This is a genomic window from Acetobacterium sp. MES1 (genome assembly GCF_002237635.1).
Lineage (GTDB): Bacteria > Bacillota > Clostridia > Eubacteriales > Eubacteriaceae > Acetobacterium > Acetobacterium wieringae.
This window is the reverse complement of the sequence record NZ_MJUY01000047.1, coordinates 181411-202610: the sequence shown is the minus strand read 5'-3', so window position 1 is coordinate 202610 and position 21200 is coordinate 181411. Positions and strand designations below refer to the sequence as shown.

Here is a 21200-nt window from a genome sequence, read left to right as displayed (position 1 = left end):
CTTGCGCGTTTTGACTGAACTATTATTGACAATTCCAGGCGATTGAAGTTTTCTTCAAAGTATGCAAGTCCTATCTGAAACTGACAAAATCCTTCAGAGGACTGTCTTTTGATGCCCAGACGGCTCATGTTGCCATTGTTTTTACTCGCTACACGTTGTTGTCACTGGAAAATCGTTTCAACCTTGATGTGCGCAGCATCGGGGAATTGTTCTACTGGTCATGTGATGAACTGGCTGATATCACTTATCAGGAGTCCTATCTTCTTTTGATTGAGCTGATGCTGAGTGTTTGCCAGGATATTCTTCATCTCAGTGATGAAAAAATGGGCATATTGCTCGATCAGTTCCTTAAGAATTTGCCAGTAATGATAAAAAGTAGCTTGAAACCTTGTGCCTGAATGGATATTTTTCAAGAAAAACGTTTTGCATCAACGGGTTAAGGTGTTTTTAACATGCGAAGTTTGAGATATAAAGAATAAAACGCTTAAAGGCGAGACGTTTCAGGACGTCTTGTCCTTTGAGTGAAGCGAAAGGAATGGTTAACGATGAAAAAGGGATTCAAGAAAGGTTTAAATGTACTTGTCGTTATGCTGGTGTTGATCAGTGTGATGCCAATAGGGGTCATGGCGAAAGGGGCAACAACAGAAACTATTCAGTTAAGCGTTACCGAAGGTGACTTTGAGTATACGAATAGTCCAGGTGGGGTTTCCATAACCAAGTATACCGGGAGTGGTGGCGCAGTGGTGATTCCTGATACGCTGGGTGGGCTCACGGTTGTTTCTATTGGTGACTGGGCATTTTGGGGTTGTAGTGGATTAACAAGCATCATGCTCCCGAATGGCGTGACGTCCATTGGTGATTTGGCTTTTCAGGATTGTAGTGGATTAACAAGCATCACGCTCCCGAATAGTGTAACAGACATTGGTGTTCAGGCATTTTGTCATTGTAGCGGTTTAACCAATATCACAATCCCGAATAGTGTGACAGAAATTGGTAATTATGCTTTTTCTGGATGCAGCGGATTAACGAGCATTTCAGTTCCGAATAGTGTGACAACCATTGGGGTTTCTACTTTCGGGGAGTGTAATGGTTTAAAAAGTATTACATTACCGACGGGGATTACGACTATTGATGATTATGCGTTTATGAGTTGTAGCGGATTAACCAATATCGCAATCCCGAATAGTGTGACAACCATCGGTGATTATGCTTTTACTGGCTGTAACGGATTAACCAGCATTTCAGTTCCGAATAGCGTGACAAGCATTGGCGTAGGTGTATTTTCATATTGCAGTGAATTAACCAGCATCATAATTCCAACTGGGGTGACAGCCATCAGTGATTATGCATTTTTGAATTGCACTAGATTATCTAGCATCACAATTCCAGATAGCGTAACAATCATTGGTCAGCAAGCTTTTAATAATTGCAACGGATTAACCGGCATAACAATCCCGAAAGATGTTACAACCATTGGCGATGGTGCATTTTTGGGTTGCATTTCATTAACGAGCATCATGATCCCGGAAGGGGTGACGGCAATTGGTGATAAAGTGTTTAGTGATTGTAGTAGTTTGATGAGCATTTCCGTATCGGATAAAAACAAAAAATATATATCTGAGGATGGCATCCTTTATGACAAAACGATGACAACACTAATTCAATGCCCCATTAACCAAACGAGTGTTGACATTCCAGATAGTGTAACCACCATCGGAAATGAGGCCTTTTGGGGATGTCGCATCCTGGCAGAAATAATTATACCAGACAATGTAACGACTATCAGTGATAATGCATTTGAGTATTGCACGATGCTAAGCAGCATCAGATTATCAAAAAATATTTCTCACTTGGGATCGAATCCTTTTTCACGATGCGATCAATTAGTGAACATCAACGTTGATGAAAATAATGTCAATTATAGCAGCCAGGATGGTGTCTTATACAATAAGTCTAAGACAACGTTGATTGGATTTCCGGGAGGAAAAACCAGTGTCACGATTCCGGGAAGTGTAACCGCCATTGGTGAGTGGGCATTTTGCGGTTGTGACAATTTAACAAGCATTATCATTCCCAAAGGCGTGACTAGCATCGGAGATGCTGCTTTTTTTCTTTGCCAAAATTTAATTACGCTTGATATTTCGGAGAGTGTCACAAGTATTGGAAATTCGGCTGGAAACCGCTGTCCAAAACTAACTAAGGTCATTGTGCGTGGAAATAAGACGGATTTTGACTATGTCTCTTTTGAAGAAAGTCCCCTGGTCACAATATATGGCATCCCCGGAACCAATTCTGAAACCTATGCCGAGGTCCATAACATTCCGTTTATTGATCTGAAGTATCTTCCCTCAAGTGCAACCCTACAGAGCATTGCGATTACCAGCCCGGCTGTCAAGCTGACTTATCAGATTGGAGAAGCCCTGGATCTCTCTGGTCTCGTGGTAACGGGAACCTATAGTGATGGAACCAGTAAAGTCGAAACCCTCACTTCCGACAATATCACCGGTTTTGACAGTTCGGCTACAGCTACAAATCAGGTTTTATCCATTTCCATTGATGGAAAAACAGTGACTTATACAGTAAAAATTGTGGCTGGAGAAGAACCGGAAAAAGGTGATTTAACTGGTTTTTTGGGACAAGATCCCGCCGGTAATTATTATCTTTACAACAAGGCTGATTTTAATAACTCCTATCTGACCTATCAGCTCAATCCAAGCTTGTCAGGGGCAAAAATGTATTGGCATTATCTGAATCAACAATGTCAAATTGTAGCTCTCAAAGATCTGACCAGGGGATATATGGACTACAGCGCAGCAGCATCAGCTTCTCTTTTAGCCCAAATGCGCGGCGAAGCTTTTGATATTGATACCTATTTTGGCAGAAGTGATGCCCAAATTTATGAAAAAACAGTTACCGTTGTCGGAATAGTCGAAAAAAATGGCAACGTGTTCTATTAAACAAGGAGAAAGGGTAAATGATGAAAAGTTTGTTTGAAAAAAGGATTTTAAAAAAGAGTTTGTTGGTAATAATTGCATTTGTGATGTGCAATGGTGTTTTAGGAGCCGGTGTTTTGGCCCAAGAAAATGAAGCAGTTAAAGACAAGCTGCCTAGTCTTGATACTATCCAGACTAATGGTGATAAGATGCCCCAATTGTCCCCCGCAGAAGCAGTCATCTCAACTGCTTCTGAAACGGAAGGGGATTACGAGTATTACAGTTATGATGATGGTGTTACTATTAATAAATATACCGGCAGTGATGAAAAAGTGACAATTCCGGCAATGATTAACGGTGTACCGGTACGTTATATTTCTTATCGTTCATTCAATACATGTGACAGTGTTACCGAGATTATCGTCCCCGAAGGTGTTAATTATATCGGCAATGAAGCTTTTTATAATTGCACCAATCTGACAAAAGTCACTCTGCCGAATAGTCTGGAAAACATGCATGTTAGTCCTTTCTCAGGTTGCTTCAAGCTTGCCGAGATTGTTGTGGATCCGAAAAATGCATATTTTAAAGTTGTCAATGGTATGCTCCTAAGTCGTTCAGGGGAAACCATTTATGCCTGCCCGGCTGCTAAAAGCAGTGTCGATATCCCTGAGGGTGTGACGGTGATAAGTGAATCGGCATTTTCCGATTGTGAAAAACTGCAAACCATCGCATTGCCAGCCTCACTGCTTACGATTGAAAAAAACGCCTTTGAATTTTGTAAAGGTATATCCAGCATCTCCATACCAGACAAAACTCAAACAATCGGAGTTGGAGCATTTGTCTATTGTGATAAGCTGGAAAACATCAGTTTTGGAAAAAACCTGACCCGCCTTGATATGGTTGCATTTGCAGATTGTGACAGCCTGAAAGAAGTGACCTTGCCGGAGAGTCTGTCGTCATTAACTGGCTATGATGTTTTTGCCCGTTGTCCGCAACTGACAAAGGTTGTAATCCCGGAGACAATCACCAAAATTTCAGGCGATATGTTTGATGGGAGTGCTCTGGCCAATATTTATGGAAAGAAAGGCAGCTACGCCGAGACCTATGCAGCAACTTACAGTATCCCGTTTATTCCCCTGGAGATATTAAGCCTGTCAAGTTTTACCACCGATCTCCCATCCGGTCAATTGGTTAATACTAACATCACCCTTTCGGCTTTCGGTGCTGAGGGAAAAACACCCTACCAGTATCAATTTTCTTATCAGCTGGGAGATAAAACCGGCATCATTCAGGCGTTTGGAGCGGCCAATACCGCAACCTTTACGCCGGCAGTCGCCGGCAGTTATACACTGATTGCGGAAGTGAAGGATTCTGACGGTAAAACAGCCACCAGCAGTCTGACGATGAGAATTAGCGATGGTAGCACGGCTGAGCCTGAATTCCTTTCATATATCGGTAAAAGCGCCAGTGGGAAGTATTTCCGATATAGCCAGGCAGATTTTAACAACGCATACCTGGCGTATCAGATTAATCCTGCATTGGCCTCCGCCAAAATGTATCAGCAGTTTTTAGACAGTGGGTGTCAGATTATAGCCCTGGAAGATGCGGCCAAAGGGTATCTTGATTATCGGGCTGCGGCCAATGCCTGCCTGTTGGCGCAGATGAAAGGTGAAGCCTTTAATATTCTAACGTATTTTGCCAGTGATGAAGCCAGTTTGCTTGCAGAAACCGTATCCAATGTTAAGAACGTGGATCAGTATGGAAATATCAGCTAATAAGCACAGGAGAGATTAGACAAAAGAAGATTTATCAAAATGGAAAGAGAGAGTGTATGAAAAGAGCGATGAGAAAGTATTGTTTAGTGACGGTAGTCGTTTTTCTGCTGGCATTAATGCCAATGACTGTTTGGGCGCAGGGAGATTCAGCGCTGGCAACGGTAGAAAGCTTAGATACAGCAGTGGAAAAATTGGCTGGAAATACAAGTATGGCAGTTGGGACGGGTGTGGATTTGCCGGATATTTCTGAAAATGAACCGCAGCAAAAAAGCATGGCACTACCGCAGTTGGAAAGTGATACGAAAAAAGACTCAGTTAAAACAACGGATACCCAGATCGAAACCCAGGCTGTTTCAGGCGGTTTTGAGTATGAGGCAGTAAGTGGCGGGGTTTCGATTACAAAATATAATGGGCATGAATTTGAAGTGACGATTCCGGATATGCTGGACGGAAAGCCGGTTGTAAAGATTGGCAGTGGAGCGTTTGCAAATAGTAGTGTCTCAAGTATCATCGTTGGAAATAATGTAAAAACGATTGAAAGTAAATCACTTGGTATCTCGCTAGAATTTGGTAGCTCGTTAAAAAAACTGACGATACCGAAGACAACAATGGATATAGCAGTAGATGCAATAATATGGGAAAATTTTGGTATAGTTGATGTATATGGTTCAAAAGGATCAGCTGCGGAAAGTTTTGCCAAGAACCTTGATGATGTTCGCTTTTTGGATGTTGAAAGTGAAGAGAATAACTTTTATTATGAAGATGTGGCGGGTGGTGTAAAATTAGTTTATTATGGCGGCGCTGAAGAAAAAGTGATGATTCCGACAACCCATGATGGATTACCGGTTGTTGCAATAGAAAGAAGAGCCTTTGGCGACTGCGATACGTTGAAAGAAGTTACGATTCCGGATTCGGTAACGCAGCTTGGAAATGGAGAATCGTATGATGGTATTTTTTCTAATTGTAGTTCGCTTGAAAAAATAATCCTGGGGAAAGGGGCTTCGGAAATTCCGTCACGCTTTGCTGCTGGTTGCATTAAACTAAAAGAAGTAATTTTTAATGGAAAAATTAAATCAATTGGATACGGGGCGTTTTCTGGCTGTAGTAGTCTTACAATTATCAATTTACCGGATTCACTTGAAACAATCGGTTCATATGCTTTCCATCAATGTAATAGCCTTACTAACATCAATTTACCAGATTCACTGGAAACAATCGGTGAAAGTGCTTTCTGGGGGTGTAGTAATATAACTTCACTTGATATACCTGACAAAACAGCAACAATTGAAGTATGGGCCTTTACCTATTGTGAAAAACTCACTGATATTACATTTGGCAGCGGTCTTAAAAGTCTTGGTGCAGAAGCTCTTTCCTGGTGCGATAGTCTGGAGGAAGTTTCGATTCCAGAAGGTCTGACAACAATGGACAGCAGCAGAGTTTTTATAGGCTGTTCGGCATTATCAAAAGTTGAAATACCGAAAAGCGTAATATCGATTAATCCTTATATCTTTAATGGTTCACCGAACACACACATTTACGGGATTAAAGGTTCTTATGCCGAGTCTTATGCTAAAGAATACGAAATACCCTTTGTTGAACTGGGGAGCCAGCCGGACGATCCGGGGGATGAACCTGGTATGGGTGAACTAACCGGTTTTATCGGTCAGGATCCGGAAGGCAATTATTTCCTCTATAATAAGGCTGATTTTAATAATGCTTATCTGGCGTATCAGATCAACCCAGATTTGGCCTCGGCGAAGATGTATCAGCATTTTATCAATCAGAAATGTACTATTGTGGCACTTCGTGATGCGACAAAAGGCTACATGGACTATAGTGCAGCTGCAACGGCCTGTCTGCTTGCCCAGATGAAGGGTCAGAGTTTCAGTATTGAGACTTATTTTGGCCGCAGCGATGCCAAACTCTATGGACAAACAGTTAATAACGTTGGAAATGTTGCCAAAGACGGAAGTGTTACCTATTAAAAAGTTTTGAATCAAAAGAAGGAAGAAAAACCAGATCAAGCCTTAATTGAAAGCCTCCAGATATTCCTGCAACTGCTTCAGATACTGTTTTTCAGTATCTGAAAGCTCAAGCTCAGGCTGATCGGTAATCTTTGTCCCCAGCCAGCTGGTGCGGGTTTTCATCGCATCCAGCTGGTTGGGTATATCAAGGGCAATTTCGGCATATTTTTGAACGTTTGCCAAATCCCCCTGAGCGTTATAATAGGTCATCGTTTCGGAAAGCTTGGCCAGCAGGAACTGATAGTCACCCAGATCATAGGGATTCCAGTTGATGGCTTGTTCCATGTAAAGAACCATCTCTTCATAGTTTTTCTCTTCGGCGGCGACCATCGCCTTGCCCTTATAAGCCAGGGCAATCGTCTGATTGCTGGAAAGAATGGAATCTGCCCAGTAAGTGACTGCTTCGGTGGTACCTGCCTGGCTCAGGGCATAAATTTTTATTTCGGTATCAAAAGGCATCATTTGATAGGCCGTGTTTTGTTTGCCCAGATAATCATTGCCTAAAGCGATCAGAAAATAGGTGTAAAAACCGGTTAATATCACAAGGATAGAGATGGTAAGTCCCAGCCACTTGCGGTTGAAATAGGATTTTCGTTCACCGAAGGATAAGGTCATAATAAAAATAAAGACGATCACCAGATACTGAAAATCCATATCCAGAAAGCTGTGGGCGAGGATCACAATAAAAATCAACTTATCCAGCCGTTTCATCTGGCCGTGGAAAAAACTGTTGAAACATACGGCGATAAAGGCAAGGAGTGCCGTTATTCCGGCATCCAGCCCCAGCTGCAGAAGCGTATTGTGAATAAATTTAACGGTATAGACCCCAGTCTGAAACTGCGGCTGTAAATAATAATAGCCCAGATAACCCACTCCCAGCGGATTTTCTAAAAGCATGAGAAGACCATCCCGGGCGTACAAAAAACGCCCCAGCAGGGTGCTGGGATTGGTAAGGATTTCCGTTAATCGATTGATGGTATTGAAGTCCAGACCGGAAATCAGAAAGAGGGACACAACGAGTAAGCTGCCGCCAGCCAGTAACAAAACGGTTTTTCGAAGTGCTTTGTTGCTAAGCGCATAAAATAAGAACACGATCACCAGCATGACCAGGCTGATACGCGAGCCGGTCAGGATGATCCCCAGGGTCAGAATGACGAGTTGGATCATTGTGCCAGGTTCAGACGGCTTGTTTTCCAGAAGAATCAACATTCCGATCATTAGGAATAAGGCAAAGGTGTTGGGATACTGAAAAAAGCCCCCAAGGCGACCGGCATCAATTAGAATATTGGCCAGAAAGGGGATGAAATAGGCGATTCCACTTAAAATCACCATGATAATTCCAACCAGGGGGATCATGGCATAACTTTTCTGAATTTCTGCTTCTTCAAATTGCATAACAACCAGCATAAAAAGAATCGGGACGGAGAATTTAACCCAGCCGATCAGGCTCATCCCCCAATCCACCGACCAGGGGATGACCAGCAGATAGGAAAAGAAAACCAGCAGAAGCAGGATGGAATTGAAATTAAGGGCCAGCCGCAGAGTTTTTTTGCGGATGATCAGAAAGCATATAAAAAAGCTGAGAACGATGCCGGTAAAGGCTGCAGTGAATTCAAAAAATAGTCCCAGTAGAAAAGGAAAGAGAAAGAGCATTAAGCTAAAAATCCGTAATTCCAGTGAGTTGGAATTAATTGTCAGAAAGGTGTCCCTAAAAAAATGAAGTGGGGATCGATTTGTCTTTGATTGAGGTTTGTATTTTCCTGTTTTTTTCATCTGGTCTCCTGTAATCTGTATACTTTATTTATTCCGATCAAAAAACAATATGTTATGATGTTAAGATAAGCATAAATGCAACTTAAACAAAATTCAAGCAAAATTATCGAAAGATAATGATACAAAGCTATGTAGGCTAAATAACCAGAAAGAAAACAAAATCACAGTTTTGATTTAAAGTCTAAATATACTGCTTGAATTTAAGAGTAAAAAAAGTAGAAAAGCATCTTAGTGCAATGATGGCGACTAGAGGTGTTGGACTTGACTTATAAAAAAGAGAGAGGCGTTTTATGAAAAGAAAGCTTAAAAAATTCGGTCTATTTTTAATTATTTTTTTGTGCAGCATGATGCCAGTAGCGGTACTGGCGCAGCAGGATTCAGAAACTGGGGAGGATTTTTTATTTACAGACAGTTCCGTAGAGTCGGCATATACAGAGCAGAAAATTGATACTGAAACGGGTGAGAATTCTCCCCTTAATTCGGTTCAATCGCTGGTATTGCCCAAATTGGTAAGTGCTGCGGCTGACATGTCGGCTACATCGGATACACAGATTGTAACTCAGGCGATATCTGGGGAGTATGAATATATAGCGGTCAGTGGTGGGATTGCGATTACGAAGTACAAAGGCGGCAATAGTCAAGTGATTATACCCGACACCCTGGATGGACAGCCGGTAGTTGAAATTGCGAGTTATGCACTTTATTCTAATGGCATCTATAAAAACATTATCATTGGCTCAAATGTCACCACCATCAGAGCGAATGCGATTGGTAATTATTCGTTACAAACAGTTACGATTCCAGCAACCACAACGGTGATTGAAGCAAATGCTATCAGCGCCAGCAGCGCTATGAATATGGGGCTGAAAGTGATTGGGACAAGCGGATCAGCTGCGCAAGATTATGTCAGAGATGCGGGATTGGAAAACTTGATTTTTGTTGATCAGAACAGTGTTGAAAATGGTTTCTGGTATGTAATCGAAGAAGATGGAGCAAAAATTGTCCATTACGAAGGAAATGCCGATACCTTGGTTCTTCCTGCCACACTGGGCGGAAAACCGCTGGTCACAGTGGGTTCATATGCTATTGTTGATTCAGCGTTAACCCGGTTTGAAAGCAATAGTGAACTTAAAAAAATTGAAGAATTTGCTTTTTCAGGATGTTCTCCATATGGTGTTGGCTATAATAATCTGGAAATATTGCTAATACCTTCTGGCTCGACAGAAATCATAAAAAGCACCGATTCAGGTGATTATTCATTGAATGCCTTAAAGAGAATTATCGGGAAAAGTGGCTCAATAGCAGAAAGTTTTGCAACTGCGAATCACATTACTTTTCTGGTGATCGGAAACTTCCAGAATTATTACTGGTATGAACCGGTTACCGATGGCGTTAAAATTTCATATTATGAAGGATCAGACAGCATTCTGACAATCCCGGAAACTCTCGCCGGTCTTTCGGTTGTAGCCATTGGTTCAGGTGCATTTGCAGACCGTGATTTGCTGACTGAAGTCACCGTTCCAGATTCTGTCACCAGTCTTGAAGACTCAGATACATACAGTAGCGGAATTTTTAGTGGATGTGACTCGCTCGAAAAACTGATGATCGGAAAAGGAGTTACACAGATTCCCTCGGACATGGCTTATAGTTGTACAAAATTAAAAGAAGTGATTTTTAACGGAAGTGTAAAATCAATAGGTAACAGAGCTTTTTGGCGATGTTATAATCTGCAGAGCATTAATTTACCCGAGTCACTGGAATCCATTGGAAATGCTGCTTTTTTACACTGTGATGGAATCAGTTCAATCACGATCCCTGATAAAACCTCAATCATTGGTTCGGGTGTCTTTGTCTACTGTAAAAACCTCACCAGTCTGAGATTTGGTAGCGGATTGATCAGTCTTGGCGACCAGGCCGCCGCTTGGTGTGACAGTCTTGAAACTGTCAGTATCCCTGAAGGCCTGACGACTATCGGCAGTAGAGAAGTTTTTAGAGGCTGTCCACTATTGTCAAAAGTCGAAATGCCGGAAAGCGTTTCTGCCATCACTACAAATATTTTTGAATATTCGCCTAATACCAGCATTTATGGTTTAACCGGTTCTTATATTGAAACTTATGCGGATAAATATGACATTCCCTTTGTATCCGATGGCGAAGCCCCAAAAGGCGAACTAAGCGGTTTTATCGGTCAGGATCCGACCGGTAGCTACTTCTTGTACAATAAAACCGATTTTAACAATGCCTATCTGGCCTACCAGATTAACCCGGATCTGGCGGCAGCGAAAATGTACCAGCACTTCCTGAATCAAAAATGTCAGATTGTGGCTTTAAAGGATTTGACGAAGGGTTATATGGATTACAGTGCGGCCGCCACCGCCAGCTTGCTGGCGCAGATGAAGGGTGAAACATTCGATATCGGAGCTTATTTCGGGCGCAGTGATGCAAAACTTTATGAAAAAGGGATAAGCAGTATTGGCAATGTGGATAAAGATGGGAATATTCATTAAGAAAAGGAGAAACTTGGAAGATGCGGCCAAAGGATATCTGGATTATGGTGCCGCAGCAAACGCCTGCCTGCTTGCCCAGATGAAAAAGGAGACATTTGATCTTATGGCCTATTTTACCAGCGATGATGCCAAGTTGCTAAAAGAAACGGTGACGAATATCAAGACAGTCGATAAGGATGGAAATGTCATCAATTAAAAAATGCCAACAGAACAACTATTTTATTATTATTTCATAAAAAAACCAAAGCATCGCCGGAAAACCCATCTGGCGATATTTTTTAAGCTTAATTTACAAAATCTATGGTATACTCATGCTCTATACGGTATAATTGATAAGTCTGCAAGATGGCTGAACGAAAAAAATCATAGAGGGATGAAAAAATGAAAAAAAAATATGGGATTGCAATAATTCTGTTGATGGGAATTCTGCTGCTGTCGGGTTGTGCTCCTTCCGAAGACAAGCAGGCGAAGGAAGTTTTGGCTGAGTATTTTAAAATTCGCGAGCATAAACTTTATATCGATGACTATCAGCAAAATGGTGTCATTGAAACAAAAAGCATTGAAAATAAGGAATTGATACTGGTCAGTGATGCTGCCAGTAAAAATAAACTTTACGTTTTTGAACCGACCAAAAACAAAAAGACCAATCCGGTTTTTCTGGTGGATATAGCCAATAAGGAGGTTTTTCAGAAGTTTGTCAGTACCCTTCAGGGTGGGGTGCCGATTTATGTAAAAGTGTCACCACTACTGGAAGAAGATATCGTTGATGCGGCTTTTGCTAAGATCGAAACCGAAACCACCCCGGAGCTCAAAGAAACCGTAACCCAACAGCTGGAATCAGCGAAAACGGAATTGTATGATCAGCCCGCCACCCAGGGCAGTAGCTCAGGCACTGCGTCATCAACAGGCGGTGCCACCCAATCGGCCAGCAACCAGTCCGGTTCAACCAGCCAGTCAGGGAGCAACACATCATCTGGTTCAAATACCTCCTCCGGTTCAGGAAGCTCTTCAGGAACACCGACTGATCCGGGTAGCGGCGGCACCACTGATCCGGGAACATCGGATCAGCCCCTGCCGACAGCGACGGTTGAGTTTTATAAATCCTTATCGCCGGGAATGAAAATTGCCCTGGTCAAACTGGCGACTGATCAGCCGGAAAACTACAAGGTGACTTATGCCGACGTGACCTTAACCTACAATGGTGAATTTAGTGCCTATATCGGGGATGTGCCTACAGCAACGGCAGAAAACCTGCAGCCCACCACGACCAGGAGATAAAACAGATGAACGGTTTCAGCTCAAAGTTATTGGTCACTGTCATCCTGGCAGTATTGTTGATTGCTGGCGGGACAACGACGTTGGCCAAGCTTGATCAGTTTTTACTCAAGGATTCCGGCGGTCAATATTATTCCTATAATAAGGACGCCATTAACAGTTCATACCTGGCTTATCAGCTTGACCCCACAAAAGCTGCCGGCAACATGTACCGCCACTTTACCGGGGTGATTAATACCGGTGGTGCAGTGGTGGGTCTTTATGATACGGTTAAAGGCTATATGGATTATGCCGCCGCTTCGGCAGCCTTACTGAAGGCACAGCTGCAGGGTACAGCTTTCAATATTGATTCTTATCTGGCCTCGGCTGGGGCTAAAAAACTTGAAGCAGAGGTCAGCGGGGTCAAGGTTGTCAATAGTCAGGGGAATATTGAAGGGGTAGGGAGCCTCATTTATGGAGATTGGCTGTTAATCAGCAATGAATCCACTGATGCTGCCACCACCCAATCTACTGGAACGCTTAGTATTTCGGGGGATTCCATTGAAACCCTGGATACGGCCGATCTCGATGATGAAGCTTTTCGTGTAAATCCCAGTTTGCCGGCTGATGAGACAGCTGATGCGTTATCACCACCAGCTGCTATGCAGGATAGTTTTGCCGCAGCAGCCCAGGGTGATACCCGATCTTTTTATGTTTACAATTATCGGACAGCTACCTATGGCGATACCTTAAGTGCCCGTCTGGCCTATTCGGGCGATCAGGTTGAGGTTTGGGTTGAACAGAATAATCCCAAAGTGATCATCACGGATGAGATGGCTGCTATAATGGGTGGTGAGTTTGAAAGTCGGATTTATGCACTGATTCGTGACAACTATTACACCGAATCGGATGTTAATGGCGATGGCAAGGTGGCAATTCTTTGCTACGATATTATCGATAATTACAGTGGCTCCGGTAGTGCTTATACCGGCGGATACTTTGCTGGCAATGATTTAACTGGAACGACGAGTTCAAATCGGATGGAATTGCTCTATGCTGATACCTGGCCAACCATGGGAACTGATCCGGCCAATCCGGATGTCACAAAGGTTTACTCAACGCTGGCACATGAGTTTCAGCATCTGGTCAATGCCAACCGAAATCAGCTAGAAGAAAAGCGACCAATGGAAACCTGGCTCAATGAAGCACTGTCACTCAGTGCCGAGCATCTCTATGAGGGGGTTCAAAGTAGTCGGATTGAGTATTATAATAAGTCAGCGGCAATCCGTAATGGTCGGTCGCTGCTTAACTGGAACAACAGTAATGAAGTGTTGGCCAATTACGCCCTTTCCTATCTGTTTTCCCAGTATCTGACGGCGCAGATGAATGAGGCCTTGGGAGTCGGTCATCAGGTCAAATTTTTCAGAGAAATCATAGTCGAAGATTCAGGCGGTTATCAGGCAGTAGAAAAAGTTGTTAAAAAGCATATTGATGGTAGTATCAACTTTGGGAAACTAATGACTAATTTTCGAGCTGCATTGCTACGAAGAGACAGTAAAGGCATTTACGGATTTGGCGGACAAACAGGATTTGACGCCATTCAAACCCCGCTTTACACCGGTGGAGCCAAGGCGCTAGAAGGGGGCGGGGCAATTGTCAAGGGATTATCCGGGCCGTTTACGGATCCCGGTAATCGCGGCCTGAACATCACCTATCTGGGATTGTTCAGGCCATAGAGAAAATAAAGAAAGAATGGAGTAACAATGAAAAAGAAAGCAATTATTATTGGATGTGCCGTTGCGGTTGTCGCAATTGCGGTGTTATTGGTATTGGGATTTATGAATTCGGATGCAAACCGGGCCAGTAAAATCCTGGAGCAATATTTTGCAGAACAGACAGACAGAGAAGAAGCTTTAAGCATCAATGATTATGAAAACACTGGAATAGTAACCGATGAAGCTGCGCTGGAAGGTTTTGAAATTACCCTAAGCGATAGTGTTAAACTGGAAAAGCTTTACCTCTTTACTGCTAAAGCGGAACCGGAAACCAAATCACAATTTATTGTTGATGTTCAAAATGAGACAGTTTATGAAAAAGAGGTGCGAAAACCATTGCCAAATTCAACCGTGAAATTCTATCAGTCGCTGGTACCTGGGAGTAAAACTGTGGTAATTACGCTGGAAGCTGAAAACCCACAAGATTATAAGGTTTCCTACGGCGGTGTTGAGCTAACCTTTAATCCGGAGTTTAATGCCTTTGTTGGTGATGTTCTGGCGACAACACCGGAAGATTTGAAACCGGAGTAAAAACTGGCATATCTGAATAACTTAAAAATTAGTTAAAAACCTGATTCAGTAATTGGATCAGGTTTTTCTTTTGGGTACAATCTTGATTATAGATTAAATGATTGAAAAAAAGGCAGGAAACTGCTAAAATTTAATCAGGAAAAGTAAAAAATGTCCGATATACTATAAGAATATTTATATTGAAAAGTGGTTTTATAGATAAAAAGAAAAGAGGTCAATCATGAAAAAATCAATGGCGGCTTTGTTTGGCTCAATCCTGACTGCATCAATGTTGTTTTCCCCCGGCAGTGTTGCAGCAGCAGAAGTAACAACCACAGCAACCTATGGGGTGCAATACAAAACGCATATCCAGGATTATGGCTGGGAAAGTGCCTGGAAAAGCAATGGCGCTCTTTCAGGAACTGTGGGAGAATCCAAGCGGTTAGAGGCCTTACGGGTCGAACTGACAGGGGCTGATCTGCCGTTTGGAGCCAATATTCAAACCTACGTTCACGTTCAGAATGAAGGCGATTTGGGTCCCTTTGATATGGGAAGTCTGGCGGGAACCGAAGGAAAGGGCCTACGGCTGGAGCGGATCACCCTCAACCTGCGGAATCTCCCGGATTATCAGCTGCGTTATAATGTACAGGTACAGAATGTCGGCTGGTTGCGGGATGAAAACGATGTATCAACCTGGTTTGTCAGTGGCGAATCGGCCGGAACCAGTGGCAAAGGCTATCGGCTGGAAGGGATAAAAATCACCCTGGTTGAGACCAACGATGCCTATGATGCTTACAAAAAAGCCCTGGCGGCTGTAAAAGAGGAAAATTACACCTCCCTGTCCTGGATCTATTACCAGGCAGTGGTGGAAGCTTATGCCGTTACTGAAGATGACGAGAAAGAGACGATTATTGAGGCAACCGAGGCTGTCCTTGATGCTCAGAAATCGCTGGTCAGGGGCAGTGATCTGTCGGTCTATAATCAGGCCATCAGCAGTGTCAATGAGATTGACTATACCCCGGAAAGTTGGGAAAGTTATCAGGATACAGTCTGGAGTAACTATGTCACCAAAGATGATAGTCAGGCGGTTGTTAACGCAGCCGTTAAAAACATTCAGGCAGCTCAAAAACGACTACAACGAAAGGTCAACCTGACCCGTTACAATGAACTGCTGGCCGGTGTAATTGAATCCGACTACCTGCCCGAGTCCTGGGCGGAATACCAGCAGGTGCTGGCTAATAATGTGGTAACTGAAGCAAATACCCAGACTGCTATTAATGAGGCAGTTAAAAACATTGAGGAAGCCCAGAAGAAGATGGTTCGACGTTTGGATTTTACCGGCTATAAAAGTCTGCTGGCAGCAGTAAAGGAAGCTGATTATACGACTGAAAGCTGGGCAGCTTATCAGGACGTTGTCGATGCCAATGTGATGTCTGAAAACAATACCCAGTCACAAATTGAAGCAGCCATGGCAAAAATTGCCGCAGCCCAGAAAAATCTGATTAAAGCGGCTGATCTCAGTGCCTACGAAGCGGCGCTGGCAGCGGTTTCTGAATCCGACTATACCCCGGCGTCCTGGCTGGTTTATCAGAATGTCGTTAAAACCAATAAGGTTACCGCCGCCAGTGGCCAGACAGCAATCGATGCGGCGACCGAAAAAATAGTGGCAGCTCAGCTTAAATTGGTAGGAAAAGCTGACTTTACAGCTTATGAAACAGCCCTGGCAGCGGTTAACCAGAATGATTACACGCCACTTTCCTGGATGGCTTACCAGAAGGTGGTAACAGCGAATCGGGCGTCAGCAGCAGCAGCACAGGATGCGGTTGATAAAGCAACCGATAAAATTCTGGCGGCTCAGTTGAATCTGGTTTTAAAAGGCAATTTGACGAATTACAAAAATGCCTTGGCCGCAGTGAAACAAGCCAACTACACCACCGAAACCTGGGCGGAATACCAAAAGGTTGTCAAAGCCAATGGGATGACGGCCAACAGTTCGCAGAGTGAGATTGATCTGGCGACTGAAAACATTCTGGCCGCCCAGGAGAACCTTGTCTTGAAAGATGGTGATCTCAGTGCCTATGAAAAGGCTCTGTCCAAGGTTAAAGAGGCTGATTATACCGCCGCCTCATGGAAACTTTATCAGCAGGTGGTTGAGGCGAACGTGGTAGATGGCGAAAACACGCAAACTGAAATTGATCAGGCAACGAAAAACATTCTGGCGGCTCAAGCCAATCTGGTAAAAAAAGGCGACTTGACGGCCTATAACATCGCCCTGGCCGGGCTGACAGAGGCTGATTATACCGCTTCATCATGGTTGGCTTATCAGGCGGTGGTTAAAGCCAATGTGCGCACCGTCGAGGATGGCCAGGTCAAGATCGACTTGTCGACTGAAAAAATTTTGACTGCCCAGAAGAGTCTGGTTAAAGCTGGTGATTTGACGGCTTATTCCGCAGCATTGGCGGCGGTACGTAAGGAAAACTACACGGCGGCCAGCTGGGCAACATATCAGACGATTGTTAATGCTAACGTCAGAACCCGCAACGATACCCAGAGTCTGATTGATCTGTCAACCAAGCGGATTACTGATGCTCAAAGCAAACTGGTGCGAAAATACGATATGAGCGCCTATAACGGCCTGTTGGCAGCGGTGAAACAAGCCGATTACACCCCGGCCTCCTGGACGACCTATCAGACGGTGGTCAAAGCCAATGTGGTAACAGCGGCAAGTTCGGCAGCTCAGATTCAGGCAGCTATTGAAAAGATTGAAGCCGCCCAGGCCAAGCTGGTCAAAGTGGTGGATTTAACCGCTTATAACAACGCTCTGGAAGCCGCTAAAGAAGTAGAGTATATTCCTGAAACCTGGACTGCCTATCAGCTGGTGGTAAAAGCCAATGTGGTGACCACGGCCAATACCCAGACGCAGATAGACACAGCGACGAAGAATATTATTGCAGCCCAGAAAGAGGTTCTCAAAAGAAAAGTCAATTTGACCCGTTATCTGGAACTTCTGGCAGGGGCTGTGGAGTATGATTACAGCCCTGCCTCCTGGGCTATTTATCAGAAAATTTTATCAGAAAATGTGATGTCCGAGAATAATACCCAAACTGAGGTGGACGCAGCGGTCAAGAAGATTGAAATTGCTCAGAATAACTTGGCTCGACGATTAGACTACACCAAATATAAAGAATTGCTGGCGGCTACCGAAGGAAAAGAAGATCTTTATACTTCGGTGAGCTGGGGGATCTACCAGAAGGTCGTAACGGAAAACACCCTGACGATGGATAAGGAAAAGGATACCCAGACAGCCATTGACAAAGCGGTTATTAACATTGAAGCGGCTCAGAAGAAGCTGGTTAAAGCCGGGGATCTGACCGCCTACAATCTGGTGCTTAAGGCGGTCAAGCGGGAAGACTATACCACTGCGACCTGGGATGTTTATCTGAAAGTGCTGGAAGCCAATGAGATGACCAAAAACCATAGTCAGGCCGATATTGATGCGGCAACCGAGAAAATCCGGCTGGCACAACTTAAACTGGCCAAAGCGGCCACTGACATTGCTGAATACAATAGACTGACCGGACTTTTACCGGAAGATTACACCTCGGTTTCCTGGGCTGTCTATCAGAAGGTTCTTGATGCCAATTATGTGACACCACAGGATGGGCAGACAAAGATCAATGCAGCGGTAGTAAAACTGCGGGAAGCCGAACGAAAGCTGGTAGAGCGTGCCGATGATTTCAGTGAATATAACAAGGCGCTTAAATATAATCTGTTTCTCGGTGGCGATCCCGACGATGCAGCAGCGACAAAAGCTCCTGTCTTAATGAATGAAGGAGATTACACCACCTCCTCCTGGGCTGTTTATCAGAAGGTTCTTGATGCCAATGTGATGGATCTTGATAAATCCCAGGCGCAAGTTAATCTGGCGGTGGCGAATATTAAGAAAGCCCAGTTTAAGCTGTTAAAAGGTGGCTTGTTGACCCGTTACAATAATCTGTTGAAATATAATATTGTTCTGGGCAAAGATCCGGATGATGCGACCGATACCAGAGCACTGCACCCTATGAAAGAGACCGAATACACATCAACCTCCTGGTCGATCTACGCCAAGGTGCTCAGCAGCAATGAAATGGATCGGGATAAATCTCAGGCCCAGATTGATGCAGCGGTAGTGAAGATTGAGCGGGCCCAGGCAAAACTGGTTGTCCGGGGTGACTTAACGGCGTATTATGAAATTCTGAACAAGGTTAAAAAAGCTGATTGGACGACCAAGTCCTGGACGGAATACGAGAAGAAACTGACGACAAAAGGATATTTTGTAACACCTGACAATTCACAGGCCGAAATTAACAGAGCAGTTGATTTAATCGAGTTGGCCCAACTCAATCTGTTGCCACGGGGGAATACCGACGAGTATTATGATTTACTTGATAATTATACCGATCCCAGTGTCTTTAAAACAGCGCCATGGAAAACCTATATCACCGAATTGGCTAAGTATGTTGTGTCTGGTGACAATTCGGATTACGAAATCAAAATTGCGGTTGATGCAATAAAGCGGGCACAGCAACGGCTGAATTTACCTGAAAATACGGCATCAATCTTAACCGCCTACAATGAAGCGTTATCGAAAACAGATGCTTCTACTTCGTATACCCCGACGTCATGGGGCATCTATGAAAAGGCAATAAAACCGTATCTCAATTATACAAAAGATACTGATCAGGATAAAGTTAATACGGCAACAGATAAGATAAAAGAAGCTCAAACGTTTTTGGTGCGAACCAATCAGACGGAGTTGAATAAGTTCAAAGATGCGATTGAAATGTATCTCCGTAATCACTTGCAGGTTAGGACAGCTGTGCCAAAACCACTCAACACGTACGTCATTTCTGGCAGTTCCGATAATAAAGAAACATGGGAAGCTTATGTGGCGACAGTTGAAAAATATGCTAAAGCCTATTCTGATTCATCCTGGCAGCAGACCGCTATTAACGACAGCAGTCGACCGGAGGTGATTTTGGCGGCGGTTGCTGACATCAATAAAGCGATCAGTAAGCTTAGACCGGTTGCACCTAATCCGGATGGAATTAGTTTAGATTATACCGCCTATGATAAAGCACTCAACGAATCAGTACCATGGCGGGATGATCTTGAGATCTGGACCGAAACTATGGCCAAGGTAGCACCTCGATATACCCAAAAATCCTATGACGATTATGTCAGGGATTGCAACAGTTATGAGATTCTCAATCGGATTGAGTCGGCACCTGGGGTTAAAATGGATCAGACGAAGATAGAAAATGCAACCGCTTTTATCACCAATGCTCAAAAGACTCTTTGGGAAAGGGCAGAAGAGGCTGATATAAACGCCTACAACAATGAAGTGGCCCAATTTAAAGCGTTAGTGACTTCAAAAGGCAACTATACCAGTGCAACCTGGGGTCTTTATGAAACAACCTATTTAAACGTACCGTCGAATCTTAATGATTTGCAGAACCTCAAAAAGACCGATTGCCAAAAAGCAACCGGTGATTTGATGACAGCACGCCTTGGTCTCAAGTTTACGGCGGCATTCGTTGGTTCAGATCTGACTACGGCTAATCTGTCGACCGATGTTGTAAAAACTACCAATTTATTGGCAAGGGCTCAGAACTTGTTGAAAGATAAGACGAAATATAAGGTCGAAGTCAAAAATCTAGGTAATGCTAATGTTGATGCCAATGGCATCGTAACAGGGAATCCGGGTGATGCTGTAGTTATTGGTTTTAGGGTCAGTGAGATCGCAGATCTTAATAATTACCATGAGGTGAAGATTACCGGGATTACGGTGTCGGCACCTGCGGCAACCGCAGCAACAGGCACCATAACGATTGATAACAATGCAATTGAAACTGCGACACAAGCATCAATCGTTGGTGGGGCAGCTGTAGCTGATGTAGCCAAAGCCAACGATTCACAGCTAAAGCTTATTATTGATGGGGCGGCGGTTGAAAGAACGGTTAATACAAGTGGAGCAGCAGGAGCTAATCCAACTGCGGCAGAATATGTAACAGCATTAAATACCGCTTTTGCAGGAAATGATGTCGTATTTACACAAGCGGCCAATGTTATAACTGTTACAACAAAAACCTATGGAACTGGGGCTACTTTAGCGGTTGCAGCATCTTCAACGCCAGAAAAAGACTTGCGGGAAACGCTTAAGTTCGATGCTGTGTCTACACCTACAATTTCAGCAGGCACAGACAAGGATACGTTAACGGTGAACGATGGAACAGCATCTGTATATGTATTTGTTCCAGCTGGCGCTGGTCTTACAAATGCTGTTGGTAGAACATCAATCGCTGTCGGCGCAGACGCCACGACGACAGCGTCTACATTGGCAGCTGCTATTGCTGGTAAAACTAACGTAGGCGCGACCAATGGTGGAACAGCAACTGTAACAATTACAGCAAAAGTTACCGGAACAGCTGGAAATGCCTATACTTTGGCCAAATCTGATGGTGTTACCAGTAACTTTACGTTGTCTGGAACTAACCTTGCTGGTGGTGTATAAGCGGTTTAGGGGTAAACGGCACCTGCCTACCGCTACTTAACTTATGCAACTTAACTGATTGAGTTGGGAGGGAAAGATCAAGGGAAAGCTCCA

The 21200-nt window shown here is 43.7% G+C and carries 10 protein-coding genes; 9 read left to right on the top strand and 1 reads right to left on the bottom strand.

Annotated features, from left to right (window positions below; all coding sequences use genetic code 11):
• Positions 1 to 545 precede the first annotated feature (545 nt).
• Genes BI182_RS13120 through BI182_RS13110 form a run of 3 tightly spaced genes read left to right on the top strand, consistent with a single transcriptional unit; the run spans position 546 to position 6693 of the window.
• The gene (locus BI182_RS13120; protein ID WP_286808512.1) at positions 546 to 2957 is read left to right on the top strand and encodes a leucine-rich repeat protein; all 2412 of its coding nucleotides are present in this window, start codon (positions 546 to 548) and stop codon (positions 2955 to 2957) included.
• 17 nt (positions 2958 to 2974) lie between these two features.
• Positions 2975 to 4708, top strand: coding sequence for a leucine-rich repeat domain-containing protein (locus BI182_RS13115; protein ID WP_286808511.1), 1734 nt, complete (start codon positions 2975 to 2977; stop codon positions 4706 to 4708).
• 56 nt (positions 4709 to 4764) lie between these two features.
• Entirely contained in the window at positions 4765 to 6693 is a 1929-nt protein-coding gene (locus BI182_RS13110) for a leucine-rich repeat domain-containing protein (RefSeq protein WP_286808509.1), read from the top strand.
• A gap of 42 nt (positions 6694 to 6735) precedes the next feature.
• Here BI182_RS13110 and BI182_RS13105 read toward each other — a convergent pair whose 3' ends face one another.
• Positions 6736 to 8505 (bottom strand): O-antigen ligase family protein, encoded by a 1770-nt coding sequence (locus BI182_RS13105; RefSeq protein WP_286808508.1) that lies wholly within the window; start codon positions 8503 to 8505, stop codon positions 6736 to 6738.
• Between the two features lie 290 nt (positions 8506 to 8795).
• Between BI182_RS13105 and BI182_RS13100 the strand changes: the two genes are divergently transcribed.
• From BI182_RS13100 to BI182_RS13075, 6 genes are all read left to right on the top strand, one after another.
• Positions 8796 to 11012, top strand: a complete 2217-nt coding sequence (locus tag BI182_RS13100; protein WP_286808506.1) for a leucine-rich repeat domain-containing protein — start codon at positions 8796 to 8798, stop codon at positions 11010 to 11012.
• Positions 10996 to 11208, top strand: a complete 213-nt coding sequence (locus BI182_RS13095; RefSeq protein WP_286808504.1) for a hypothetical protein — start codon at positions 10996 to 10998, stop codon at positions 11206 to 11208. The genes BI182_RS13100 and BI182_RS13095 overlap by 17 nt, the downstream gene beginning before the upstream one ends.
• A gap of 185 nt (positions 11209 to 11393) precedes the next feature.
• On the top strand, positions 11394 to 12290 hold the full coding sequence (locus BI182_RS13090) for a hypothetical protein (protein ID WP_286808503.1): 897 nt from the start codon (positions 11394 to 11396) through the stop codon (positions 12288 to 12290).
• Positions 12291 to 12295: 5 nt separating this feature from the next.
• Positions 12296 to 14002 carry a hypothetical protein gene (locus BI182_RS13085; protein ID WP_286808501.1) on the top strand — a complete coding sequence of 569 codons (1707 nt, stop codon included), beginning with the start codon at positions 12296 to 12298 and terminating at the stop codon, positions 14000 to 14002.
• A 27-nt stretch (positions 14003 to 14029) separates the two neighbouring features.
• Positions 14030 to 14572, top strand: coding sequence for a hypothetical protein (locus BI182_RS13080; protein ID WP_286808499.1), 543 nt, complete (start codon positions 14030 to 14032; stop codon positions 14570 to 14572).
• Between the two features lie 220 nt (positions 14573 to 14792).
• Positions 14793 to 21107 carry a hypothetical protein gene (locus BI182_RS13075; RefSeq protein WP_286808498.1) on the top strand — a complete coding sequence of 2105 codons (6315 nt, stop codon included), beginning with the start codon at positions 14793 to 14795 and terminating at the stop codon, positions 21105 to 21107.
• Positions 21108 to 21200: the final 93 nt, after the last annotated feature.

What these genes read in the sequence shown, in the direction of transcription:
- BI182_RS13120 (WP_286808512.1), top strand. Translation starts at nt 546, where the DNA reads ATGAAAAAGGGATTCAAGAAAGGTTTAAATGTACTTGTCGTTATGCTG.
- BI182_RS13115 (WP_286808511.1), top strand. Translation starts at nt 2,975, where the DNA reads ATGATGAAAAGTTTGTTTGAAAAAAGGATTTTAAAAAAGAGTTTGTTG.
- BI182_RS13110 (WP_286808509.1), top strand. Translation starts at nt 4,765, where the DNA reads ATGAAAAGAGCGATGAGAAAGTATTGTTTAGTGACGGTAGTCGTTTTT.
- BI182_RS13105 (WP_286808508.1), bottom strand. Translation starts at nt 8,505, where the DNA reads ATGAAAAAAACAGGAAAATACAAACCTCAATCAAAGACAAATCGATCC.
- BI182_RS13100 (WP_286808506.1), top strand. Translation starts at nt 8,796, where the DNA reads ATGAAAAGAAAGCTTAAAAAATTCGGTCTATTTTTAATTATTTTTTTG.
- BI182_RS13095 (WP_286808504.1), top strand. Translation starts at nt 10,996, where the DNA reads ATGGGAATATTCATTAAGAAAAGGAGAAACTTGGAAGATGCGGCCAAA.
- BI182_RS13090 (WP_286808503.1), top strand. Translation starts at nt 11,394, where the DNA reads ATGAAAAAAAAATATGGGATTGCAATAATTCTGTTGATGGGAATTCTG.
- BI182_RS13085 (WP_286808501.1), top strand. Translation starts at nt 12,296, where the DNA reads ATGAACGGTTTCAGCTCAAAGTTATTGGTCACTGTCATCCTGGCAGTA.
- BI182_RS13080 (WP_286808499.1), top strand. Translation starts at nt 14,030, where the DNA reads ATGAAAAAGAAAGCAATTATTATTGGATGTGCCGTTGCGGTTGTCGCA.
- BI182_RS13075 (WP_286808498.1), top strand. Translation starts at nt 14,793, where the DNA reads ATGAAAAAATCAATGGCGGCTTTGTTTGGCTCAATCCTGACTGCATCA.